At 65.5% G+C, this 21,606-nt stretch carries 21 protein-coding genes; 13 read left to right on the top strand and 8 right to left on the bottom strand.

Going from position 1 to position 21,606, the window contains the following annotated elements; all coding sequences use genetic code 11:
- Positions 1–18: 18 nt before the first annotated feature.
- From ACP156_RS11840 to ACP156_RS11850, 3 genes are all read right to left on the bottom strand, one after another.
- A complete protein-coding gene (locus tag ACP156_RS11840) occupies positions 19–237 on the bottom strand; it encodes a hypothetical protein (RefSeq protein WP_425051532.1) in 219 nt (72 codons plus the stop codon).
- Between the two features lie 78 nt (positions 238–315).
- Positions 316–1,077: a hypothetical protein gene (locus ACP156_RS11845; RefSeq protein WP_425051533.1), complete on the bottom strand. Its 762-nt coding sequence runs from the start codon at positions 1,075–1,077 to the stop codon at positions 316–318.
- The gene (locus ACP156_RS11850) at positions 1,074–2,264 is read right to left on the bottom strand and encodes a tyrosine-type recombinase/integrase (protein ID WP_425051534.1); all 1,191 of its coding nucleotides are present in this window, start codon (positions 2,262–2,264) and stop codon (positions 1,074–1,076) included. The genes ACP156_RS11845 and ACP156_RS11850 overlap by 4 nt, the downstream gene beginning before the upstream one ends.
- A 372-nt stretch (positions 2,265–2,636) precedes the next feature.
- On the opposite strand from ACP156_RS11850, the gene ACP156_RS11855 reads away from it, so the two are divergent.
- The 5 genes from ACP156_RS11855 to ACP156_RS11875 are packed head-to-tail and all read left to right on the top strand — an operon-like array spanning position 2,637 to position 9,018.
- Entirely contained in the window at positions 2,637–4,166 is a 1,530-nt protein-coding gene (locus tag ACP156_RS11855) for an ABC transporter substrate-binding protein (protein WP_425051535.1), read from the top strand.
- A 58-nt stretch (positions 4,167–4,224) separates the two neighbouring features.
- Entirely contained in the window at positions 4,225–5,142 is a 918-nt protein-coding gene (locus ACP156_RS11860) for an ABC transporter permease (RefSeq protein ID WP_425051536.1), read from the top strand.
- Positions 5,139–6,059 (top strand): ABC transporter permease, encoded by a 921-nt coding sequence (locus ACP156_RS11865; protein WP_425051537.1) that lies wholly within the window; start codon positions 5,139–5,141, stop codon positions 6,057–6,059. The genes ACP156_RS11860 and ACP156_RS11865 overlap by 4 nt, the downstream gene beginning before the upstream one ends.
- Entirely contained in the window at positions 6,056–7,687 is a 1,632-nt protein-coding gene (locus tag ACP156_RS11870) for an ABC transporter ATP-binding protein (RefSeq protein ID WP_425051539.1), read from the top strand. Before ACP156_RS11865 ends, ACP156_RS11870 begins: the two co-directional genes overlap by 4 nt.
- Positions 7,684–9,018, top strand: coding sequence for a lyase family protein (locus tag ACP156_RS11875; protein WP_425051540.1), 1,335 nt, complete (start codon positions 7,684–7,686; stop codon positions 9,016–9,018). The genes ACP156_RS11870 and ACP156_RS11875 overlap by 4 nt, the downstream gene beginning before the upstream one ends.
- On the opposite strand, the gene ACP156_RS11880 is transcribed toward ACP156_RS11875, so the two are convergent.
- Positions 9,015–9,944 carry a LysR family transcriptional regulator gene (locus tag ACP156_RS11880; protein WP_425051541.1) on the bottom strand — a complete coding sequence of 310 codons (930 nt, stop codon included), beginning with the start codon at positions 9,942–9,944 and terminating at the stop codon, positions 9,015–9,017. The genes ACP156_RS11875 and ACP156_RS11880 overlap by 4 nt on opposite strands.
- Positions 9,945–10,469: 525 nt before the next feature.
- Between ACP156_RS11880 and ACP156_RS11885 the strand changes: the two genes are divergently transcribed.
- The 6 genes from ACP156_RS11885 to ACP156_RS11910 all read left to right on the top strand — a co-directional run bounded on the left by ACP156_RS11885 (position 10,470) and on the right by ACP156_RS11910 (position 16,171).
- Positions 10,470–11,204, top strand: coding sequence for a GntR family transcriptional regulator (locus tag ACP156_RS11885; RefSeq protein WP_425051542.1), 735 nt, complete (start codon positions 10,470–10,472; stop codon positions 11,202–11,204).
- Between the two features lie 20 nt (positions 11,205–11,224).
- Complete coding sequence (ligM, locus tag ACP156_RS11890; protein WP_425051543.1) at positions 11,225–12,631, top strand: vanillate/3-O-methylgallate O-demethylase; 1,407 nt, start codon at positions 11,225–11,227, stop codon at positions 12,629–12,631.
- Positions 12,632–12,715: 84 nt separating this feature from the next.
- Positions 12,716–13,696, top strand: a complete 981-nt coding sequence (locus ACP156_RS11895; protein ID WP_425051544.1) for a TRAP transporter substrate-binding protein — start codon at positions 12,716–12,718, stop codon at positions 13,694–13,696.
- A 7-nt stretch (positions 13,697–13,703) separates the two neighbouring features.
- The gene (locus ACP156_RS11900; RefSeq protein ID WP_425051545.1) at positions 13,704–14,213 is read left to right on the top strand and encodes a TRAP transporter small permease; all 510 of its coding nucleotides are present in this window, start codon (positions 13,704–13,706) and stop codon (positions 14,211–14,213) included.
- Positions 14,210–15,514, top strand: a complete 1,305-nt coding sequence (locus ACP156_RS11905; protein WP_425051546.1) for a TRAP transporter large permease — start codon at positions 14,210–14,212, stop codon at positions 15,512–15,514. Before ACP156_RS11900 ends, ACP156_RS11905 begins: the two co-directional genes overlap by 4 nt.
- A 69-nt stretch (positions 15,515–15,583) precedes the next feature.
- Positions 15,584–16,171: a VOC family protein gene (locus ACP156_RS11910; protein ID WP_425051904.1), complete on the top strand. Its 588-nt coding sequence runs from the start codon at positions 15,584–15,586 to the stop codon at positions 16,169–16,171.
- 85 nt (positions 16,172–16,256) lie between these two features.
- Here the strand turns inward: ACP156_RS11910 and ACP156_RS11915 are convergent, their stop codons facing one another.
- From ACP156_RS11915 to ACP156_RS11930, 4 genes are read right to left on the bottom strand one after another with little or no spacing between them, the layout of a single operon-like run.
- Entirely contained in the window at positions 16,257–16,994 is a 738-nt protein-coding gene (locus tag ACP156_RS11915; RefSeq protein WP_425051547.1) for an SDR family NAD(P)-dependent oxidoreductase, read from the bottom strand.
- Positions 16,987–18,144 carry a class I SAM-dependent methyltransferase gene (locus ACP156_RS11920; protein WP_425051548.1) on the bottom strand — a complete coding sequence of 386 codons (1,158 nt, stop codon included), beginning with the start codon at positions 18,142–18,144 and terminating at the stop codon, positions 16,987–16,989. The genes ACP156_RS11915 and ACP156_RS11920 overlap by 8 nt, the downstream gene beginning before the upstream one ends.
- A 1-nt stretch (position 18,145) precedes the next feature.
- Complete coding sequence (locus tag ACP156_RS11925; RefSeq protein WP_425051549.1) at positions 18,146–18,910, bottom strand: DUF1365 domain-containing protein; 765 nt, start codon at positions 18,908–18,910, stop codon at positions 18,146–18,148.
- Entirely contained in the window at positions 18,907–20,193 is a 1,287-nt protein-coding gene (locus ACP156_RS11930; protein WP_425051550.1) for an NAD(P)/FAD-dependent oxidoreductase, read from the bottom strand. Before ACP156_RS11930 ends, ACP156_RS11925 begins: the two co-directional genes overlap by 4 nt.
- A gap of 217 nt (positions 20,194–20,410) precedes the next feature.
- Between ACP156_RS11930 and ACP156_RS11935 the strand changes: the two genes are divergently transcribed.
- Positions 20,411–20,938: a sigma-70 family RNA polymerase sigma factor gene (locus ACP156_RS11935; protein ID WP_425051551.1), complete on the top strand. Its 528-nt coding sequence runs from the start codon at positions 20,411–20,413 to the stop codon at positions 20,936–20,938.
- Positions 20,935–21,570, top strand: coding sequence for a ChrR family anti-sigma-E factor (locus ACP156_RS11940; protein ID WP_425051552.1), 636 nt, complete (start codon positions 20,935–20,937; stop codon positions 21,568–21,570). The genes ACP156_RS11935 and ACP156_RS11940 overlap by 4 nt, the downstream gene beginning before the upstream one ends.
- The last annotated feature ends 36 nt before the right edge of the window (positions 21,571–21,606 follow it).

The raw sequence follows: 21,606 nt of genomic DNA on the forward strand, positions 1-21,606 counted from the left end.
GGTTGGTGGGGGTTTTTCTTACGCGGCTTCAACCAGATGGCTTTCCAGCCAAGTGTCGAGGTCAGCGCGGCGATAAACGATGCAGCCCGCGACCTTGACGAACGGTGGTCCGGCGGGCCGGTTCAGCTCCATGCGAAGCTTCGCGAGTTTGGAATTCGACAGGCCGAGATAGCTTGCCGCGAGCGCCGGACGCATGTTGTCCGGCCAGTTGTCGGGGGTAAGGTCTTTCTTGGTCATGCCTGACACGCTCCATCGGTTGATGTGGTGTCAGGAGGTTGCCCACGGGGCGGCGTTACATCACTAGCGATGTAACAACTATCTCGCGCTGCGATACCAAATACCCCTGTTGCCGGCGACCGACGTGCCGAACCCCTGGCGAAGCGCGGATTTCGCCGCGCGGCTAACGTTGTTCCCGACGCTTGGCATTATTTTCTTCATTGCAGCCAACGTCTTTTGGGTGTCGCCGCGCTTGGCAGAGTTCGTCGCCGCCGCCCCGCTGCGCCGGTCACGCAGGTCCTTCTTTCCCCGCAAGGCGTCACTCTCATGCTCGAACTTCAGCCGCCGCTCGCCGTCTAGTCGCCCAAGTTCCAACCCGACAGCCGCAGCTTCCAGGGCACCTTGAGCTTTGTCTTTCAGGCCCGCGTCCAGCTTCGCCAAAAGCACATGAAGCCGTGTAAGTTCCGCCGCCAGCCGCGCGGCGTACCATAGTGCCGAGTGATCCTCCGCCGGGCAGAAAAGATGGGCAGTCAGGAAGTAACCCATATCCATGCGGCTCTTAAGATATGCGTCGCCCTTGGGTAGGACTTCGTCATAATCCATTGGCCTGAATTTCCCGCCGGGGTGTATGAAGCTAAAGGGGTCGGGCAGGTCCGCTTCGGCGAATGTATCGCGGCAGTACGCGCTAACCCTGCCTTCGAAGTCCTCCAGCGGCTCCGCCGGTGATACTCGCATCCCGCTGGGAAGCAGGGCTCCACTGATTGCCTTTTCGCGATATGGATCATCACCGATGTATGGCGTTCGCTCGCGTTTGGTTATGCCAGAGCCGACCTTAACCTTCTTCCCGGCGTCGTCTCTCATGCGCGTACCATCTCCACCACGTCGCCGGTCGCACCGACGCAGTACCGCCCCCACGAAGTCATCAACTGCCGCCTGCGTTCAAACAGATCCGAGCGCGCGTAGGCACGTTCAACCTTGCTGCCGACTGTGTGCGCCAGCGCCGCTTCGGCAACTTCGCGGTCGGCCCTCGCGAATTCACCGCACCAATCCCGGAAGGTTGAGCGAAAACCATGCGCCGTGAGGTCCGTCCAGCCCATGCGATCCATCAGCGCCTTGAATACGGTGTCGGACATGGTGCGTTCTTTCTCCCGTCTAGGCTTCCCGCGCCTCGGTGCCGACGACGGAAATACAAGGTCATTGCCAATCCCACGGACACTTTCGAGGATAGCCAGTGCTTCCGGGCTGAGAGGAACCCTATGTTCCTTGCCGGTCTTCATGCGGTCTGCCGGTATGGTCCAAGTATCGCCATCAATCTCAGACCAGCGGATTCCCCGAAGTTCCCTTGAGCGCGTCGCGGTCAGGATCAGGAAGCCGAGCGCCCGCGCCGACACGGCCTCGCGCTTTTCAAGTCCCTCCATGAACTTGGGGACATCGCGCCATGGCAGCGCGGCCATATGTTCAGGGACGGCGCGCACAGTGGGCAGAGCCTTCGTCAGCCCGTTCACGGGATTCTCGGCGGCGTAGTGCCCGGCACCTTTGGCCCAGTCGAACACTGACGAGATCCGCTGTTTGATGCGCTTGGCGGTGTCATTCTTCTCGGTCCATATCGGCGATAGAACAGACAGCACGTCCGAAGATCCGATGGTATCCATTGGCCGTTCGCCTATGAGCGGGAATGCGTATTGTTCCAGCGACGCCAGCCATCTCTGGCCGTGACCGGCACTCCGCCACGTTGGCAAGAGTCCTTCGTGAACTCGCCGGGCGGCCTGCTCGAACGTCAGGACCTGTTTGCGGCGCTCTAACCGGGGGTCTCCGCCATTGCGCGCGACCTTCCGAAGCTTGGCGCACTCCTCGCGCGCCTCATCGAGGCGGGTATAGGAACAGCCGCCCAGCCCGAGGTCCGTCTGCTTCCCGTGAATGGTAAGGCGGGCCACCCATTGCTTCGCGCCAGACGGGGCCACGACCAGGAACAAGCAGTTCCCATCTGCATATCGTCCTGGAGAGGACAGGCTGTTGATCTTCGATACGGTCAGCTTGCCCTTCGGCATGGTGGCCCTCATGTGCGACTACCATGAAACCTACCATGAATATCATGGTATCTCTAGGGGGCTGTGTGACACGGCGTGAAAAGAGGTGAAGGCAAGGCGCTGATAACAAAGGCGTGAATGGAACCCTATCAAACGATAGGAACGCGAGTTGGTTAGCCTCCTCCGCTACCACCACCCCTTCAGTCATCAGTATCAGATACGGCGACGACGCTTCGGCGTCGCGCGGTGACATTTGCGTTCGCCGCGGTGGCGCGCGGAGGATCGGTGTGTTCCGCGCAAAGGATGCAATATTTGCAAGTGAAGGTCGTATCTTTGCAATTTTAGCATCTAGCTGGCGGCGCTAGTGTCGGCGGTACCGAAAGGGAGGAAACCATGAGAATGTCACGTTGGCGCAGTGTCTGCGCCGCGAGTGCCCTTGCGCTCGCCACGTCCTTCGCCCCGGCCCACGCCAGCCCCGAAGACGACACGCTTCGGGCCGCGATGGCCGAAGAGATCCTGAACCTCGATTACAACTACACCACCAAGCGCGAGTACATCATCCTTGCGCAACTGACCGATGCGACGCTGTTCAACATCGATCCCGAGACGCAGGAGGTGAACCCCTCGATTGCGACCGGGTACGAGTGGATCGACGACACGACGCTGGATGTCACGCTGCGGGACGACGTCAAATTCCACGACGGCAGCGCGCTGACCCCCGAGGACGTCGCCTATACCTACAACTGGATCGCCAATCCCGAGAGCGAGTCGAACGCCACGGGCGTCGTCGAGCGCTGGCTGGACAACGCCGAGGTCACGGGTCCGAACACGGTGCGGTTCCACCTGAAGTCGGTTTATCCGCTGGTGATCCGCGACATGGCCAACCGGATCATGATCCGCAAGGACGGCACCTATAACGAAGGCGGCGAAATCGACCGTGACGCGATGTCCAGCGATCTGATCGGCACCGGTCCCTATCGCGTCGTCAGCTTCGAGCCGGGCACCGAGCTGGTGCTGGAGCGGTTCGACGACTACTTCGGCGAGGCGCCGGCCATCGGCAATATCGTGGTGCGCAACATTCCCGATGTCGGCACCCAGCAGGCAGAGCTGATGTCCGGCGGCATCGACTGGATGTTCAAGGTGCCGCTCGATCTGGCGGAAAGCCTTGGCGCAACGCCGATGGCGTCGCATCTCAGCGGTCCGGACCTGCGGGTCGGCTTCCTTGTTCTGGACGCGGGCGGCTACACCGATCCGGATGGCCCGCTGACCAACGTGCTGGTGCGCCGCGCCATCAACCACGCGCTGAACACCGAAGAGATGGCCGAGTTCCTGATCGGCGGGTCGGCCGAGGCGATCCACACCGCGTGCCACCCGGCGCAGTTCGGTTGCGATCAGGACGCGGTGGCCTATCCCTACGATCCCGAGAAGGCGAAGGCGCTGCTGGCCGAAGCCGGCTATCCCGATGGCTTCCCGCTGGAACTGTGGGCCTACCGCGACAAGGCCGCGGCAGAGGCTATCGCGTCTGACCTGACGAAAGTCGGCATCGACGTCACCCTGCGCTACGTGAAGCTTGAAAGCCTGAACCAGGCCCGCGCCGCGCGCGAGATCCCGGCCTACTTCGGCACGTGGGGCTCGGGCGGCACCGCCGACACCGCCGCCATCGCGCGGATCCATTTCTCGGGCGAATCCGATCGCGACATGTCGGGCGACACGGATCTGGCCGACCTTGTGCTGTCGGCAGAGCAGACCAGCGATCAGGAAGAGCGCAAGTCGATCTATTCCGACGCCATTGGCAAGATCGCGGACGAGGCCCTCTGGGCCCCGCTGTTCTCGTACTCGGCGAACTACCTCGTTTCGCCCGACCTCGACTTCCCGCTGGATCCGGACGGGCTGCCCCGTCTGCAGAATTCCAGCTGGAAGTGACACGTCCCACGCAGGGGCCGATAGTGTCGGCCCCTGCGCCTGAAAGGACCCTTGTCTCATGTTGCGTTACATCGCCCTGCGCGGCCTTCTCGCGCTTCTTGTCGCTTTCACCGTCTCGCTGGCCGCGTTCCTGCTGCTGAACGTTGCGGCCGACCCCGCTCAGGCCATCGCCGGAGAGGACGCGACCCCCGACGTGGTCGAAGCGATCCGCGCCCGCTATGGGCTCGACCGGCCACTGTCCGTCCGCTACTTCGACTGGCTCGGCGGCGTGCTGCAGGGCGACTTCGGCGAAAGCTATTACTGGCACAAGCCGGTCGCCGAACTGGTGGCCGACCGCGCGGACGAAACGATCACGCTGGCGCTGTCGGCGCTGGCCCTCACCATCCTGATCGCCATCCCGCTGGGCGCGCTGGCCGCGCTGAACCCCAACAGCTGGATCGACCGTTTCGCGCTGGGCGTCGCCGTGTCGGCGCAGGCGGTGCCAAACTTCTGGTTGGGCCTGATTATGATCATCCTGTTCGCGGTGATGGTTCCGATCTTCCCGGTTTCGGGTGACGACACGTGGATGCACTTCGTCCTTCCGGCTTTCGTGCTGGGCGCGTCCTCGGTCCCGGCGGTGATGCGCCTGACCCGGACCGGCCTGATCGAGGTGATGGGCGCAGACTATGTCCGCACCGCCCGGTCCAAGGGCTTCCGCGGCTGGCAGCTTCTGCGCCGCCACGCGATGCGCAACGCGCTGCTGCCGGTGATTTCGGTCCTCGCGGTGCAACTGGGCCAGAAATTCGGCGGCTCGGTCATCACCGAGTCGATCTTCGCCATCAACGGGCTGGGACGGCTGGCGCTTGAATCGATCCTCGGCGCGGACATTCCGACCGTGCAGATGCTGATCTTCGTCTTCGCCATCGTCTTCGTCGCCATGAACCTTCTCGCCGACATCCTGAATGCGGCGCTGGACCCGAGGATCCGGATCGGATGACCAGTACAGACTTTTCCATTCCCGTGACGCCCGCTGAAGACGGTGCAGAGACCGCGCTGACTCCGGGCCAGATCTTCCGCCAGCGGCTGTTCGGCCACACCGGTTTTCTGATTGGCGCAGGGCTGATCCTGATAATCGTCGTGATCGCGATCTTAGCGCCACTGATCGCGCCGCACGATCCCTTCGCACAGTCGCTGTCGGCCCGCATGCTGCCCCCGGTCTGGGTCGAGGGCGGCAACTGGGACTACTTGCTGGGCACCGACCAGAACGGCCGCGACTATCTTAGCCGGCTGATCTACGGAACCCGCGTGTCCATCACCATCGGCCTTGGCGCGGCCACCGTCGGTCTGTTGATCGGCGTGACTCTGGGGGTCATCGCCGGGTATTTCGGCGGCTGGGCGGACCATGCCATCAGCTTCCTTCTGACCGCGCAACTGGCGCTGCCGGGGCTGCTGCTGGCGATGGCGCTGGTGTTCATCATCGGGCCGTCGATCTGGGTCGTGATCGGCATCGTCGGCGTGTTGCACTGGACCTATTACCTGGTCGTCACCCGCGCCGCGACGCAACGCATCCGCAGTCAGGATTTCGTCGCCGCCGCCGCCGCGTCGGGCGCCAGCCCGCGCCAGATCATCTGGCACGAGATCATGCCCAACCTGCTAAGCGCGATCATCGTCATCTTCACCTTCGAGCTGGGCATCGCGATCCTCGCCGAAAGCTCGCTGAGCTTCCTCGGCGTAGGCATACAGCCGCCCACGCCGTCGTGGGGTCTGATGATCGCCGAGGGCAAACAGGCGATGTTCTATCGTCCGTGGCTGGTCATCCTGCCGGGCATCTGCCTGTTCCTGCTGGTCATCGGCGCAAACCTGATGGGCGACGGCCTGCGCGACATCACCTCGCCGGAGGGCCGCAACGAATGACCCGAGTTCTGGACATACGAAACCTCGATATCTCGCTGGCGCTGCCCGGCGGCATGCTGCACGCGGTCAAGGACGTCTCGCTGACGCTGGACCGGGGCGAGGCGCTGGGGATCGTTGGCGAAAGCGGCTCTGGCAAGTCGATGACCGCGCTGGCGCTGATGCGGCTTCTGCCACGCAGCGCCCGGCTGAAGGCGGCGCGGCTGGCCTTCGACGGTCAGGACCTTCCGGATCTCGACGACCGGACCTTCGCGGCGACCATCGCCGGGCCACGCATCGGCATGATCTTCCAGGAACCGATGACCTCGCTGAACCCCGTCTACACGATCGGTCGCCAGATGACCGAAGCGGCCATTGCGCGCGGCCTGTTGTCCGCGTCGGCGGCACGAAAGAAGGCGGTCGATCTGCTGGACCGTGTCGGCATCCCGGACCCCGAGGGCCGGATGGGCCAGTTCCCGCACCAGATGTCCGGCGGCCAGCGCCAGCGCGTGATGATCGCGATGACGCTGATGCTGGACCCGGACCTGCTGATCGCGGACGAGCCGACGACGGCGCTGGACGTGACGGTTCAGGCGCAGATCCTCGACCTGCTGGACGACCTGCGGCGCGAACGGCAGATGGGTCTGATCCTGATCTCGCACGATCTGGCCGTCGTGGCCGAGCGGACCGACAAGGTCGCCGTGATGTACGCCGGCGAACTGGTCGAGCAGGGGCCCGCGAAACAGGTCATGTTCGCGCCGCAGCACGACTATACGCGAATGCTGCTGGACTCGATCCCGCGGCTGGACGGCGAACCGGCACATGTCGCCCCGGTGCGTAAGACGGACGACGAGGTGATCGCCGCCCGCGACATCACCCGCCTGTTCACGTCGCGCAAGGGCCTGTTCGGGCCCCGGCGCGAGATCCGGGCGCTGGACGGCGTCAGCCTGTCGGTGAAGCGCGGCGAGACGCTGGCGCTGATCGGCGAAAGCGGGTCAGGCAAGTCGACGCTGGCGCGCATCCTTCTCGGGCTGGACCAGCCGAGCTCGGGCGAGGTGTCCATGCTGGGCCGCCCGCTGGCAGAGCTGCCCGCGACGGAACGGGCGCGGTTCGTGCAACCGGTGTTTCAGGATCCCTACACCTCGCTCAACCCGCGTCGCCGTCTGTCCGAGATCATCGCGCGGCCGCTGGTGCTTCGGCGCGAGGGCGACAGCGCATCGCGCCTTGCCGCGGTGAAGGAGGCGATGGAGCACGTGCGCCTGCCCGCACGCCTGCTGCATGCCTATCCCTCGCAACTGTCCGGCGGCCAACGCCAGCGCGTCGCCATCGCCCGCGCATTGGTCACCCGGCCCGAGGCGTTGATCTGCGACGAGCCGACCTCGGCGCTGGACGTGTCGGTGCAGGCGCAGATCCTGAAGCTGCTGGAAGACCTGCGCCGCGAGATGGGTCTGACGACCTTGCTGATCACGCATGACATGGCGGTGGTTCACGAAACCGCCGACCGGGTCGCGGTCATGTACCAGGGCCGGATCGTCGAGGAAGGCACCGCGGCGGACGTCCTGTCGAACCCCACCAACGACTACACCGCGCGCCTGCTGGCCGCCGCGCCGCGCTTCGGAGACGGGGCGCCGGTCACCGAGGATGCCCGATGAAGCTTGGAACCCCGAACCTGACGCCGGACACCCTGTTCGCGCGGGAAACGCTTTGGCAGTCGTGGCTGGACGTCGAAGCGGCCTTGGCCGAGGTGCAGGCTGACATGGGCATGATCCCCGACTGGGCCGCCGAGGGCATCCGCGCCGCCGCGCGTCTCGACACCATCGGGATCGAGGCGCTGCAGGCCGACATCCGCGTCACCCACGCGCCGATCCTGTCGCTGACCCGGCTTCTTGGCCGCGCCGCCGGTGACGCCGGGGCTTGGGTCCATTGGGGCGCGACGACGCAAAACGTCATCCAGACCGGGCGCATCCTGCTGGTGCGCGAGGCGGACCGGGCAATCCGCAAGGCGCTGCGGGCGGTGCTGGAGCAACTGGCCGATACGGCGGCGGCGCATGCCGAGACGTTGATGGCTGGGCGTACCAACCGCCAGCATGCCCTGCCGATCACCTATGGCTTCAAGGTGGCGGGCTGGATCGAAGAGATGACACGCGCCGTCGACCGGCTTGACCACGGTGGCCGTCGCCTGTTCGTGCTGCCCTTCGGCGGCGCGGTGGGCGCGATGCACGCCTATGGTGCCGGCGGGCAGGAGCTGAACGCACGGCTTGCCGCGCGGTTCGGGCTGGGCGAATTGTTGGTGCCGGGGCGCGCGATCAATGACCTGTTCGCCGATTACGTGCTGCAACTGTCATTGCTGGCGATGACCATCGAGCGGATCGCGTCCGAGCTTTACCTTCTGATGACCGAGGAGATTGCCGAAGTGTCCGAGACGCTGGACGCCGGAACCGTCGGGTCGTCGACCATGCCGCACAAGGTCAACCCCAAGTACGTCGTGCGCGTGCTGGCCGAGGCAGCGGAACTGCGCGGGCTGGCCGGATCGGCGCTGGAAACCGGCGCGTCCAGCCACGAAGGGGACGCGGTGCGCAACCAGTTGGTGAACATCGTGCTGGACCGCGCCGTGCCTCTGGCGTGGAGACTGGCGGGGAGCTTCGATGCCCTGCTGCGCCGGATCGCGGTGGACACTTCGCGGATGGAACGGAACCTGCACGCCAGCGGCGGCGCCATCGCCACCGAGCGGCTGATGATGATGCTCGCGCCGCGAACCGGGCGTGCCGAGGCGCACGACCTGATCCATCACGCATTGGACCACCGCGCCGAGGGGCTGTCGGTGCTGGACGCTCTGCTGACGGACGACGCGGTGCGCCAACATATGACCGAGGCAGAGATCCGCGATGGGCTGGACCCCGCCGGATATTGCGGCGACAGCGCGCGCATCGCCCGGGATGCGGCGGCCCTTGCGCGCGCCCGCGCCAAGGAGATGGCGGTTTAGATCAGATAGACGCTGTCGGCGAGGCCGGGTTCGGTCGCGCGCCGGTCCTCGACATGGGCCATGATGCCGTCAAGAAAGACCTCGGACAGTTCAGCGCGTGGCCCCTTTGCGTGGACGCTGGCGTAGGTGATCCAGTGGTCCCCCGCCAGCGGCCGCAGCGCCATGCCCTGCATCGTCGCCGGGGTCATCACCATCGGGTCGATCAGCGTCAGTCCAAGACCCTGCCGCACCATCTCGACCGTCACGATGGTCGATCCGGTTTCGAACGCGATCTCGGGCCGCAGGCCGGCGGTGCCCATCACGTCTTCCAGCCGGTCGCGCCACCGCTGACCCGCCGCAAGCGACACCAGCGGGCTGGCGGCCAGATCCTCGACCCCGACTTCGGTCGCGCGCTCAAGCGCATGTCCCTTGGGCATCAGTACGCACAGCCGCGACCGCAGAACCGGCATGATGTCGATCGGAATGATCTCGTTCTCGACCGGCAGCGAGATGAGGCCCATGTTGTAGCCCCGCGCGGCAACTTTGCTTTCGATCTCGAACCGGCTTTCGACGTGAACCGTGCATTGCAGGTCCACCCCCTCGCGCCGCAGCCGTGCAATGGTGGGGACGACAAGCCCATTCGCCAGCGGCGCGGCGGTAACGACGGACAGCCAGTTGCGGGTGCGGGTGCGAATGTCGCGGGCGATGACGGGAATTTCGTCGATCCCGTCCAGCGTGTTCGAGATCTGCTGATAGAACAGCGCACCCTCGTCCGTCAGTTCGAGGTTCCGGCGCGAGCGCGAGAACAGCGTCAGCGACAGTTGCCGTTCAAGCTGTGTCAGCAGGCGGCTGGCGGCAGAGGGCGACAGGTTCAGCCGGTCGGCGGCCTCTGACAGCGACCCGGTGGCGACGACATAGCGGAACAGGCGCAGGCCCTTGAGGTTCATGGCAGGCTCGGAATTGCGAAACTTGCAACTATTAGCCGCTTCGGTGCGCTAGTGTCAAAAGCCAGCGGAGATCTGCCCGGCATGCCGTTGGCTTTGCCCGATGGGCGTGGACAGCGTCGCGACAAGGACCGCGCCGACGATAAGCAACGCCGACCCCGAGGCCAGAATCACGCCGCGGGATTGCAATACGTCCTTCCGGGCATGGCACCGGCCGCACAAGTGCCCGCCCAATCGCATCCGATGACCGCACTCGCGGCATCGAAAGAGCCTGAATTCTACCAACACGGTTGTCTCTCCAGCTGTTGACGCTAAGCGTCCCAACGCCCCGGAAAATCACCAATCTCGGTTAAATTTGGCTTAACTGCACCCGAAGTCATACGGGGCGAAAAAGCGGCCGTGCCCCGGCGGGGCAGATCAGTTCTGTATACACAAGCGGTGATTGGCCGCCCCATGTTGGCGCTTCGTTATTCTTTGACAGAAAAATGTATACAGAATACCGTCCTGGCAACGGCAAAGGGAGGAGCCATGCCGACGGAGGAGAGGGTCTCTCAATATGAGAAGGCGCTGCAGGAGTTGCGCGCGCTCATCCTGAACGGCGGAGTCGAGGCAAACGCCCGGCTGGCCGAAACGGCGCTTGCCGAACGTTTGGGAATCTCGCGGACGCCGCTGCGGCAGGCGATGGACCGGCTGGTCGAGGAAGGCCTGCTGGAACGCGCCGAGACCGGGCGCTGCCGTGTTGCAAGCTTCACCATGGACGACATCATCGACGCCATCGAAATGCGCGGCGTCGTCGAAGGCACCGCCGCCCGCCTTGCCGCCGAACGCGGCGCGGACCCGGTGCTTGCGCAGGAGTGCCGCGTCGTGCTGGACGCGCTGGACCGCGCCACCGCTTCGGCGGACGCGATTGATTTCGAGGCCTACGTCCCGCTCAACGCCCGCTTTCACGACCTGATCGCGGCGCTGTCGGGCAGTCGCGTCGTGCAGCGCGAGGTGGAACGCGCCACACGCCTGCCGCTCGCGTCGCCCAGCGCGTTCCTGCAGGGGCAGGAGGTCGTCCACGACTTCCGCGCCTCGCTGCCGCGCGCGCAGCGCCAGCACCGCGCCCTGTTCGACGCAATCATCGCCCGCGAAGGCTCGCGCGCCGAGGCGCTGGCCCGCGAACACGCCCGCCTTGCGCGGATCAACCTCGAATACGCCATGCGGGCCGGTCCGGACATCGCCGAGCGCGTGCCCGGGCTTGCGCTCGTTTCCGAAAATTGACCCTAAGGGAGGATCTCAGAATGCCCAGTCTCAGTGACGCGATTGCCAAGGCCGGCAACCCGGTCGACTTGCTTCGGAATTCGAAGATCGGGATGTATGTCTACCCGGTCGTCGCCCCCGAGTTCACCAACTGGCGCGATGAACAGCGCGCATGGCGCGAAACCGCCGTGCTGTTCGACCAGACGCACCACATGGACGAACTGATCGTCGAGGGTCCGGACGCCGAGGCGTTTCTTGCCCATGTGGGGATCAACGGGTTCGGCAATTTCGATCTGAACCGCGCCAAGCACTTCGTTCCGGTCACCCCGGCGGGTCACGTGATCGGCGACATGATCATTTTCCGCGAGCGGCAGGACAAGTTCATCCTCGTCGGTCGCGCGCCCACCGCGAACTGGACCAAGTTTCAAGCTGCCATCGGCAGCTGGAAGGTCCGTCTGATCCACGACCCGCGCTCTGACAGTCGCCCGGACGGCGAGCGCGTTCTGCGCACCCACTACCGCTTCCAGATCCAGGGCCCCGACGCGCCGAAGATCTTCGAGGTGATGAACGGCGGGCCGGTTCCGGACATCAAGTTCTTTCACGTGGACTGGATCAAGATCGGCTCGAAAGACGTGCAGGCGTTGCGTCACGGCATGTCCGGCGCGCCGGGGCTGGAGGTCTGGGGGCCGTACAAGGACAAGGCCTATGTCCAGTCGGTGATCCTTGAATCCGCCGAAAAGGCCGGCGTGAACCTCGTCCGCTGCGGCAGCCGCGCCTATTCCACCAACACGCTGGAATCCGGCTGGATCCCCAGCCCGCTGCCGGGCATCTACACCGGCGACGGCATGATGCAGGAATACCGCGACTACCTTGGCGCAGACGCCTACGAGGCGGTGGGCTCGATTGGGGGCAGCTATGTCAGCGACAACATCGCCGACTATTACGTGAACCCGTTCGAACTGGGTTATGGGTTCTACATCGGTTGGAAGAAGGACGACTTCATCGGCAAGGACGCCCTGACCAAGATGAAGGAAGGCCCGAACCGCAAGAAGGTCACCTTCGAGTGGAACAAGGAGGACGTGCTGAAGGTCATCGCCAGCGGCTTCGAGGACGGCACGCCGTTCAAGTGGATCGACTTCCCGCAGCCGAACTACGCCAGCTCCAGCGCCGACATGGTGATGCAGGGCGACAAGATGGTCGGGATGAGCATGTTCAACGGCTATTCCTTCAACGAACGCTGCATGCTGTCCCTGGGCGTGGTCGATGACAGCGTTCAGGAAGGCGACGTGCTGACGATGAAGTGGGGCGAGCCGGACGACACCGGCAAGACCTCGACCGAGCCGCACAAGCAGGCCGAGATCCGCGTGCGCGTGTCGCCGACGCCCTATTCGCGCGAGGCGCGCGAGGGCTACGCGACCGACAGCTGGCGGACCAAGGCCGCGGAATAACGAAGAATTCTATTTTCGCGGGGGCGGCCAGAGGTTAGGTTCGCCCCCGTCAACATCACTGGTGACACCAGGGGAGGAAACGACATGAAATTCGACAAACTGATCGCCGCTGCCGCACTTGCGGTCGGGCTTGCCGGGACGGCCTCGGCGCAAGAGCTGAAGTTCGCCAACTTCACGCCGCCGTTCCACACGATCAACGCAAGCGTCATCGAGAAGCTGAATGCCGATGTCTCGGCAGCCACCGACGGCGCGCTGACGGTGCGCGGCTATCACGGCGGCGAACTGGGCGCGGGTCCGCTGGAACAGTATGTCCGTGTGGTGCAGGGCGCCGCAGACATGGCGTGGGGACTGCCGGGCTATACCTCGTCGCAGTTCGAGAAGACGATGATCGCCGAACTGCCGGGCGCGATCCCCGAAGAGATGCCGGGCTACGAAGCCCTGTGGGCCGCTTTCGACAGCGAACTTTCGGGAGAGTTCCCGGCCACCAAGGCGCTGGCGCTTTGGACGTCCGAGCCGAACATCTTCATCATGCGTGACAAGCTGATCAACTCGCCCGCCGACCTTGCCGGTCTGAAGGTGCGCGTGGCCGGCGCGACCGCCGCCGACGTCGCCTCGGCGCTGGGGGCGACCCCGGTGCAGATGCCGATCAACGAGGTCTACAACGCGATGCAGACCGGCCTGATCGACGGGGTCATCACCGGCGCCTCGACCCTGTCGGACTTCAAACTGAACGAGGTCGCCAAGGCGCTGACCGTCGGCGCACCGCTGGGCCGCCTGACGTTCTACACGGTGATGAACGAGGGCGTGTACAACGGCCTTGGCGACGCCGAAAAGGCCGCGCTGGACGAGGCCATCGGCATGGGCCTGTCGAAGAGCGCCGAGGACGCGTGGTACGCCGCCGCGGATGCCGCGCTTGAAGCCGCCCGCGCCGACGACTCGATCGAGGTGCTGGACCTGTCCGACGATGCGAAGCAGGCCTTCTCGGATGCCGTCGCTGGTGTCGTCGACAGCTATGTCGAAGGCGTCGACGGTGCCGCCGCGCTTGCGGCGCTGCGGGGCGAGTAACGGCTGAATGCACGCGATACGAAAACTGGCGGACGGGCTGATCGGCCTGTCCGCCATCCTCGGCACGCTCGGCCTTCTGGCCGAGCTTGTCGTTATCCTGATCGATGTCATCGGCCGCGCCTTCGGGGCGCCGCTATACGGCTCGCAGGACGTCACCACGATGGCGATGGTCATCCTTGTGTTCGGCGCGATGGCGCTGTGCGACCGCAACGGCGGGCATATCTCTGTCGACCTTCTGGAACACCGCTTTCCGAACTGGCTGAACCGCGTCTTCGACGTGGCGGCGGCGCTGATCGGCGCGGTGATCTTCGCCGGGCTCGCCTGGGCCGTGCTTGAAAGCGCCAAGCTGTCGGTGATGCTGAACCTCTCGACCAATCTCATCAAGCTGCCGAAGGCGTGGTTCCAGTACGCCCTGTCGGCCTTCGCCGTCATCACCGCGCTGGGCATGCTGCTGCGCGCGGTGGAACTGACCTTCACCGGTCGGGACGTGCGCAAGGAAGGAACCCCCGAAGCATGACCCCCGCCGCGACCGGCCTTGTGGGCATCATCGCCCTGTTCGTGCTGCTGGCCCTGCGCATTCCCGTGGCCTTCGCCATGTTCGTCGTCGGGTTCATCGGCATCGCCGTGCTGAACGGCATGAATGCCGCGACCTCGCTGCTGGCCTCGGAAGCCTTCACGCTGGGCTCATCCGCCGAGCTGGTGGTGATCCCGCTATTCATCCTCATGGGCAACGTCGCCTCTGTCACCGGCATGAGCCGCCGGCTGTACGACGCGGCCTACGCGGTGATCGGCCAGCTTCGCGGCGGCCTTGCCTCGGCCACCGTGATCGGCTGCGGCGGGTTTGCCGCGCTGTCGGGCTCGTCGGTCGCCGCGGCGCTGACCATGGGCCGCGTGTCGCTGGCCGAGATGGACCGCTTCAACTACGACACCCGCCTGTCCACCGGCGTCGTCGCCGCGGGCGGCACGCTGGGCATCCTGATCCCGCCGTCGACCGGCTTCGTGATCTACGCGATCCTGACCGAGCAAAGCATCGGCCGCCTGTTTCTTGCCGGCGTCCTGCCCGGCATCCTGCTGCTGTCGCTGTTCCTGCTGGCCATCACCATCATCTGCTGGCTGCGCCCCGAGATGGGGCCTTCGGGCCCGCGCACCACGATGGCGGAAAAGACGAAGGCGATGGCCGGCGCGGTTCCGATCCTCGCCGTCATCGTGCTGACCATCGGCGGCATCTACGGCGGCCTGTTCTCGCCCACCGAGGCGGCTGCCGTGGGCGCGGGCGCGGTCATCCTGATCGGTTTCGCCATGCGGTCGCTGTCACTGGCGTCACTGTGGAAAGCCAGCCGCGATTCCATCGTCACCACGGCCACGGTCATGCTGATCCTGATCGCGGCGCACATGATCAACCCGTTCCTTGCCCTGTCCCATATCCCGCAGGCGGTGGGAGACATGCTGACCGGGCTGAACCTGCCGGTCACCGGCGTGCTGATCATCATCCTGCTGATCTACCTTGTGCTTGGCTGTTTCCTCGAGGGCTTCGCGATGCTGGTCCTGACGCTGCCGATCTTCTTCCCGGTGGTCACGCAACTGGGCGTCGATCCGATCTGGTTCGGCGTTCTGGTGGTTCTGACGCTGGAGATGGGCCTGATCTCGCCCCCGGTGGGGATCAACGTGTTCATCGTGAAATCGGTGGCGCAGAACGTCTCGCTGGGCCGGATCTTCCGCGGCGTGCTGCCGTTCTGGCTGGCGATGCTGGTGGCGGTGGCGATCCTGCTTGCCTTCCCGCAGATCTCGCTGTTCCTGCCGGACACGATGATCCGCTAGGTGGCAAACCCTTCCCGACGGGCTAAGCTTTGATGCGAAACCGAAGGGGAGGGCGCCATGGCCGATGACATCCGGAAGATCCAGACGCAGGGGGTCCATCACATCACCCTGATGGGGGCGGACCGGCAGACGTCGATCGACTTCTGGGAGGGCGTGCTGGGCATGCCGTTCATCTTCGACCAGCCGAACCTTGACGATCCCGAGCAGGGGCACCTGTATTTCGATCCCGGCGACGGGCGGCTGATCACGATCTTCACCAAGGAAGACCGGCCCGTCGATCCGCAACGCACACCCACCGACACCGGCTGTGTTCACCACATCGCCTTCAACGTCAGCAAGGCGAGCTTCAGCCAGGCCGTCGAACGGCTTGAGGCGCGGGGAATCGGCCACTCGGGACCGAAGGACCGGGGCTTCATGGACTCCATCTATTTCAAGGACCCGCTTGGGCTGCTGATCGAACTGGCCTGCTATCGCTTCGAGCCCCCCGAGGGCCACCGCCACGCCGACGTGATGATCGAGGCGCACCGCATCCGGGTGGCGCGGGGCGACGACCATATCCAGGAAGTGCATCTGGCGGATGCGATCGAGTTGCTGGTGGAGCGGTCGCAGCAGTCTCTGTCGGAAGACCGGGGCGCCAAGAACCCCTACAGGCGGTAGTCTTGGCGGGCGGACGGAGGGGGCTCTGCCCCCGTCGCTGCGCGACTCCCCCGAGGTATTGGTAAAGAGAAGAAGCCGGCGTCGGTCAGGTGAAGATTTTCTGGAACCAGAACAGGGGCAGGTGGCGTCCGACGGTGAAGAGCCAAGCGAAGGGCTTCGGGAAGCTGTGAGAGAAGCGGCCGGAGCGGATGCCTTTCAGCACCTTCTGCGCGGCGTCCTCGGGTTCCATGATCTGCGGCATCCGGAAGTCGTTCTTGTCGGTCAGGCGGGTGCGGATGAAGCCGGGGTTGACCCGCTGGACCGTTACGCCGGTGCCCTTCAGATCGGCGCGCAGGTTCTCGGCCACATGCATCACCGCCGCTTTCGATGCGCCGTAGCCCACCGCGCCGGGAAGGCCGGCGAAGCCGGACAGCGAGCCGATCAGCACGATGCGGCCCTTGCCGCGCCGGAGAAGCGCCGGAACGGCGGCGCCAAGCACGTTCAGGCAGCCGGTGAAGTTGACCTCTGACATCATGCGCACTGCGCCGGGGTTCCAGTCGGTGGCCTTCACCGGTTCGTAGAACCCCGCGCCGTAGATGATCCCGTCGAAGTCGCCCGCAGTCACCGCCGCCGCCTGCACCGCGTCCGGGTCGGTGACGTCAAGCGGCAGCGCGCGGGCATCGGTGAGGGTGGCGGCGAGTTCGGTCAGCCGCTCCTCGCTGCGGGCGGACAGGATCAGCTTTGCACCCTCGGCGTCCAGCGCCTCGGCCACGGCGCGGCCAAGACCCTCGGACGCGCCGACGATCCACCACGTCTTTCCCCTGAACAGTTCGGTTTCAGGCATGGACGAGTTCGACCTGCACGACATCGGTATTCTGCGCAGCGAAGGAGGCCGAGCAGATGCCGAGGTAGTAGCGCCACGAACGCAGGAACTTCTCGTCGAAGCCAAGCGCGAGGATGCGCGAGGACTGGGCGTCCAACCGGTCCTGCCATTCGGCGCAGGTGCGGGCATAGTCCTGCCCGAACGAGAACACGTCCTTCACCGCCAGCCCGGCGCGGCGGGCCTGTTCGGCGATCCGTTCGTTCGACAGCAGCATGCCGCCCGGGAAGGTGTATTGCCGGATGAAGTCCGATGTCCGCCGGTACAGGTCGAAGCGCTGATCCGGCACGGTGATCGCCTGCACCACCGCGCGGCCGCCGTCGGACAGGCGGTTCTTCAGCGTTCCGAAATAGGTGGGCCAATAGGCTTCGCCCACCGCCTCGATCATCTCGATCGATACGATGTGGTCGTATTTGCCGTCGCTCTTGCGGTAGTCCTGCAGCCGGATGTCCGCCCGCCCGTCGAGCCGCGCGTCGGCATAGCCTTTCTGCGCGTGCGAGATGGTCAGGCCGGTCACGTGCCGCCCCTGATCGGCGGCGCGCTCGGCGAAGCCGCCCCAGCCGCAGCCGATCTCGAGGATGCGCTCGCCATCGGGCAGGCGGTCGAGAATGCGGTCGTACTTGCGGTCCTGCGCGCGCGACAGGTCACCGTCGTCGGCGGTGTAGAGCGCTGACGAGTAGGTCATGCCGGGGTCGAGCCACAGCTGGTAGAATTCGTTGCCCACATCGTAATGCGCGCGAATATTGCGCGAGGCGCCGGTCTGCGAGTTACGCCGCAGAATGCGGTCGGCGATGCGGAATTTCAGCGTCTGCCAGAAGCCCGCCTCGGTGAAGCTGCCGAACTCGTCGTAATTCTCCAGCGCCAGGCCGATCAGCGTTGCGATAGAGGGCGTGTCCCACAGCCCCTCGACATAGGCCTCGCCCAGCCCGACGTCGCCGCGCGCGGCGGCGGCGGTCACGGCGGACCAGTCGTGGATCTCCATCACCGCTTCGGGTTCACCCGACCCGAAGGTCAGCCACTCGCCCTCGGGCGTTTTCAGGCGCAGGGTGCCGCCGGTGATACGCGCACAGCTGTCGAGGAATTCGCGCCGGACGCGGTCGCTTAGAAACGGCATTTCAGGTGATCTCCTTGGCGGGTGGCTCCGGTCTTGGACGGTAGCGCGCGCCTTTCAGTTTCAAGACAAGGGCCTGCCAGTAAATCAGCGCGATGGTCCGCATCGCGCCAAGAGGGCGCCGGAAGGTGGCCGCAACGATCCCGCGCGAAGTCAGCGGACGGCGCGGCCCGGTCAGGGTCGCGATCAGGCCTTCGTCCCCGTTGCGGTGGGTGATGCGGATCGCGATCCGGCCGGGACGGATGTCGAAGGCGAACTCGTAATTGCCGGCGACATCCTGAAACGGCGAGACGTGCAGGTGCTTCGGCGCGGTGATCCGGTCGAAGCGGGTGATCGGGGAGAAGCCGGCGTTGTGGCAGAGATAGCTGTGGCGGTCGTGGAACGGGGTCGAGACCTCGGCAATGACCGCGCGCAGGGTGTCGTTCTCGAAGGCCAGCCAGAAGCTGACCGGGTTGAAGGAATAGCCGAGGAACGCGGGCTGCGTGAGCAGAAGCAGCCTGCGGTCCGGATCGCCTGCGGGGACGGCGAAGCCATGCGCCGCCAGCGCCTCGCGCGCCCAGTCCGCGCCCCGGCCATGATCCAGCGGGCCGCCGTGGTCGCGGTCGCGGACCGCCGACAGGTTCCGCGCATTGCGCGAGAACAGCCATGGGCCGCCCCGGTGTTCAGGGTCGATCAGCACGTAGTCCACACCATAGCGGAACGTGTTGCCGATCAACCCGCGCCGTGCGTGAGTGGTGGCGCCTGGAATATGTTCGGGGGCGAGCGTCACGCGGCCTGCGCCTGCGAGGCGGGCTGCATCGCGCGCGCGATGCGGACCGCGCTGGCGAAACCGTCCTCGTGGAAGCCGTGCCGTGTCCATGCGCCAGCATACCACGTCCGGTGCGCGCCCTGCATCCCGTGCAGCCGTTGCTGCGCAGCGAGAGCGGCCTCGTCGAAGACCGGATGGCGGAACGTCGTTTCATCGTAGGTCAGCGCCTCGTCCACCGGGGTAGAGGGGTTCAGCGTGACGAACAGCGGATCGCTTTCCGGGATATTCTGCAGGCGGTTCATCCAGTAGGTCACGCCGATTGCCGTCTCGGGGCGGCTGGTGTCGGCCTTGTAGACCCAGCTGGACCACGCCTGCCTGCGGCGCGGCATCTGGCGGATGTCGCGGTGCAGCACCATGCGATTGTCCTGAAACCGGATCGCGCCAAGTGCCGCGCGTTCGTCCTCGGTCGGCTGCGCCAGCAGACGCAGCGCGGCGTCGGAATGGCAGGCAAGGATGACATCGTCGTATCGCTCGGCGCCATCGGCGGTGTGGATCGTCACGCCGGCCGCGTCGCGCTCGACCGACTGCACCGGAGTCCCGGTCCGGATCCCGACGCCGTGACCGCGCAGGTGACGTTCCAGCCGGGTGACGTATTCGCGGCTGCCACCGTCGACCGTCCACCACTGGTGCTGGCCGCCTGCGGACAAAAGCGCGTGGTTGCGGAAGAACTGCACCAGCGCGCGTGCGGGAAACTCGCGGATCTTGTCGGTCGGGGTCGACCAGATCGCGCCGCACAGGGGCGTCAGGTAATAGCGCTGGAACCAATCGCCGAGGCGCAACTCGTCCATAAGCTCGCCGATGGTGCCGCTGCCTGCGTGGCTTTCGGCGCGGGCGTTGAACCGGAAGATGTCGCGCACCATGCGCGCGAAGCCGGGGCGCAGGGCGTTCCGCGGTTGCGCCAGCATCGCGCGAAGGCTGCGCAGGGCATACTCGATCCGGCCGTCGTCGATGGTGGCGCCAAAGCTCATGTCGCTTTTGACAACCGGCACGTCGAGGTCCTGGAACATGCGCGTCAGGTGCGGATAGGTCGCGTAGTTGAACACGATAAACCCGGTGTCGACGGGCTGGTCGCCGTTCAGCCCGGCGGTCACGGTGCGGGCGTGTCCGCCTAGGCGCGGCGCGGCTTCGTAGACGGTCACCGGGCGGCCGGGGGCCAGTAGATAGGCCGCGGCAAGGCCGGAGATGCCGCCGCCGATGACGGCGACGCGGCCCGGCGGCGTGGAGTTGACAAGGTCGAGCGACATGGATTTCCCCTTGGGGTGGTTTCCTCGATTACGCGCCGCGAAGGTTCACGGATCAAATTTTGATCCAGACCTTTATATGCGCCGTAACAGCGGTATGTTGACCGGAAACGTGGAACCTGCCGAATACGAACTGCCTGACTTTTCAGGGGTTCTTTCGGCGCAAGCAGGGGCCCGGACGACTGTGACTAGTAAGCGGGCCGAGTATTCGGACCAGACTATGTGGATGCTGGCGGTGCGCGACAATCGCGACCGGGTGGCATTCGGTCGGCTGTTCGACCATTTCGCACCGCGCCTGAAGGCGGTGGTGCTTCGGTCGGGCAGCGGCGACGGACAGGCCGAGGAAATCGTCCAGGAGGTCATGCTGACCGTCTGGCGAAAGGCCGCACAATTCGATCCGGAGCGGGCGCAGGTCTCGTCCTGGATCTATCAGATCGCGCGGAACCGTCAGATCGACGTGCTCCGCAAGGAAAACCGGCCTGTGCCGGAGGAACTAGGGTACGAAGCAGAGGCCGAACCGGACGCCAGCCGGGTCGTCGCCGTCGAACAGGAATCCGGGAAGCTGCGCGCCGCGCTGGGGGCCCTGACCCCCGAGCAGCGCATGGTGATCGAGAAGGCCTATTTCGGCGAGATGACCCATCAGGACATCCGCGACGACACCGGGCTGCCGCTGGGCACCATCAAGTCGCGGATCCGGCTGGGGCTGGAACGGCTGCGCCACGAACTGAAAGGACTGCGAGACGAATGACGCAGATTGTGCATCACGTACCGGAACGGTTGCTGGTGGCTTATGCCGCTGGCACGTTGCCGCAGGCGTTTTCGCTTGTGGTCGCGGCGCATGTGTCGATGTGCGACGAATGCCGCGCCGCGTTGGAGGCTCACCAAGCGGTGGGCGGAGCGTTGCTGGAAGACGAACCGCTTATCAATCTGTCCGGCGATATGAAGGCCGACCTGATGGCCCGGCTGGACGATGCCGTGCCGGATGAACCGGTCTACCGCCGCGACGGACCGTTCCCGGCGCCGGTTGTCGCCGCGATGAAGGGCCGTGGCCCGCGCTGGACGAAACTGGGCGGCGGGGTGAAGCAAAGCATCCTGTCGGCGGACGCGACCGGCTCGGTGCGGCTGCTGTCGATCCCCGGCGGGCAAGCGGTGCCCGACCATACCCACGGCGGGCTGGAACTGACGCTGGTGCTTCAGGGCGCCTTCGCGGACGAGACGGGGCGTTTCGGCGCTGGCGATCTTGAAGTCGCGAACGACGATCTGGAACACAAGCCCATTGCAGAGCCGGGGCCGGACTGTATCTGCCTTGCGGCGACGGATGCACCGCTACGGTTCCGGGCCCTGGTGCCCCGGCTGTTGCAGCCGCTATTCCGGATCTGACAAGGAACCGCGCACCACGATCTTTCGCAGGATCGT

It is taken from the genome of Psychromarinibacter sp. S121 (genome assembly GCF_049801035.1).
Classification (GTDB): Bacteria; Pseudomonadota; Alphaproteobacteria; order Rhodobacterales; family Rhodobacteraceae; genus Psychromarinibacter.

What these genes read in the sequence shown, in the direction of transcription:
- ACP156_RS11905 (WP_425051546.1), top strand. Translation starts at nt 14,210, where the DNA reads ATGACCCCCGCCGCGACCGGCCTTGTGGGCATCATCGCCCTGTTCGTG.
- ACP156_RS11915 (WP_425051547.1), bottom strand. Translation starts at nt 16,994, where the DNA reads ATGCCTGAAACCGAACTGTTCAGGGGAAAGACGTGGTGGATCGTCGGC.
- ACP156_RS11855 (WP_425051535.1), top strand. Translation starts at nt 2,637, where the DNA reads ATGAGAATGTCACGTTGGCGCAGTGTCTGCGCCGCGAGTGCCCTTGCG.
- ACP156_RS11875 (WP_425051540.1), top strand. Translation starts at nt 7,684, where the DNA reads ATGAAGCTTGGAACCCCGAACCTGACGCCGGACACCCTGTTCGCGCGG.
- ACP156_RS11920 (WP_425051548.1), bottom strand. Translation starts at nt 18,144, where the DNA reads ATGCCGTTTCTAAGCGACCGCGTCCGGCGCGAATTCCTCGACAGCTGT.
- ACP156_RS11900 (WP_425051545.1), top strand. Translation starts at nt 13,704, where the DNA reads ATGCACGCGATACGAAAACTGGCGGACGGGCTGATCGGCCTGTCCGCC.
- ACP156_RS11940 (WP_425051552.1), top strand. Translation starts at nt 20,935, where the DNA reads ATGACGCAGATTGTGCATCACGTACCGGAACGGTTGCTGGTGGCTTAT.
- ACP156_RS11840 (WP_425051532.1), bottom strand. Translation starts at nt 237, where the DNA reads ATGACCAAGAAAGACCTTACCCCCGACAACTGGCCGGACAACATGCGT.
- ACP156_RS11845 (WP_425051533.1), bottom strand. Translation starts at nt 1,077, where the DNA reads ATGAGAGACGACGCCGGGAAGAAGGTTAAGGTCGGCTCTGGCATAACC.
- ACP156_RS11850 (WP_425051534.1), bottom strand. Translation starts at nt 2,264, where the DNA reads ATGCCGAAGGGCAAGCTGACCGTATCGAAGATCAACAGCCTGTCCTCT.
- ACP156_RS11870 (WP_425051539.1), top strand. Translation starts at nt 6,056, where the DNA reads ATGACCCGAGTTCTGGACATACGAAACCTCGATATCTCGCTGGCGCTG.
- ACP156_RS11880 (WP_425051541.1), bottom strand. Translation starts at nt 9,944, where the DNA reads ATGAACCTCAAGGGCCTGCGCCTGTTCCGCTATGTCGTCGCCACCGGG.
- ACP156_RS11865 (WP_425051537.1), top strand. Translation starts at nt 5,139, where the DNA reads ATGACCAGTACAGACTTTTCCATTCCCGTGACGCCCGCTGAAGACGGT.
- ligM (WP_425051543.1), top strand. Translation starts at nt 11,225, where the DNA reads ATGCCCAGTCTCAGTGACGCGATTGCCAAGGCCGGCAACCCGGTCGAC.
- ACP156_RS11930 (WP_425051550.1), bottom strand. Translation starts at nt 20,193, where the DNA reads ATGTCGCTCGACCTTGTCAACTCCACGCCGCCGGGCCGCGTCGCCGTC.
- ACP156_RS11885 (WP_425051542.1), top strand. Translation starts at nt 10,470, where the DNA reads ATGCCGACGGAGGAGAGGGTCTCTCAATATGAGAAGGCGCTGCAGGAG.
- ACP156_RS11860 (WP_425051536.1), top strand. Translation starts at nt 4,225, where the DNA reads ATGTTGCGTTACATCGCCCTGCGCGGCCTTCTCGCGCTTCTTGTCGCT.
- ACP156_RS11935 (WP_425051551.1), top strand. Translation starts at nt 20,411, where the DNA reads ATGTGGATGCTGGCGGTGCGCGACAATCGCGACCGGGTGGCATTCGGT.
- ACP156_RS11895 (WP_425051544.1), top strand. Translation starts at nt 12,716, where the DNA reads ATGAAATTCGACAAACTGATCGCCGCTGCCGCACTTGCGGTCGGGCTT.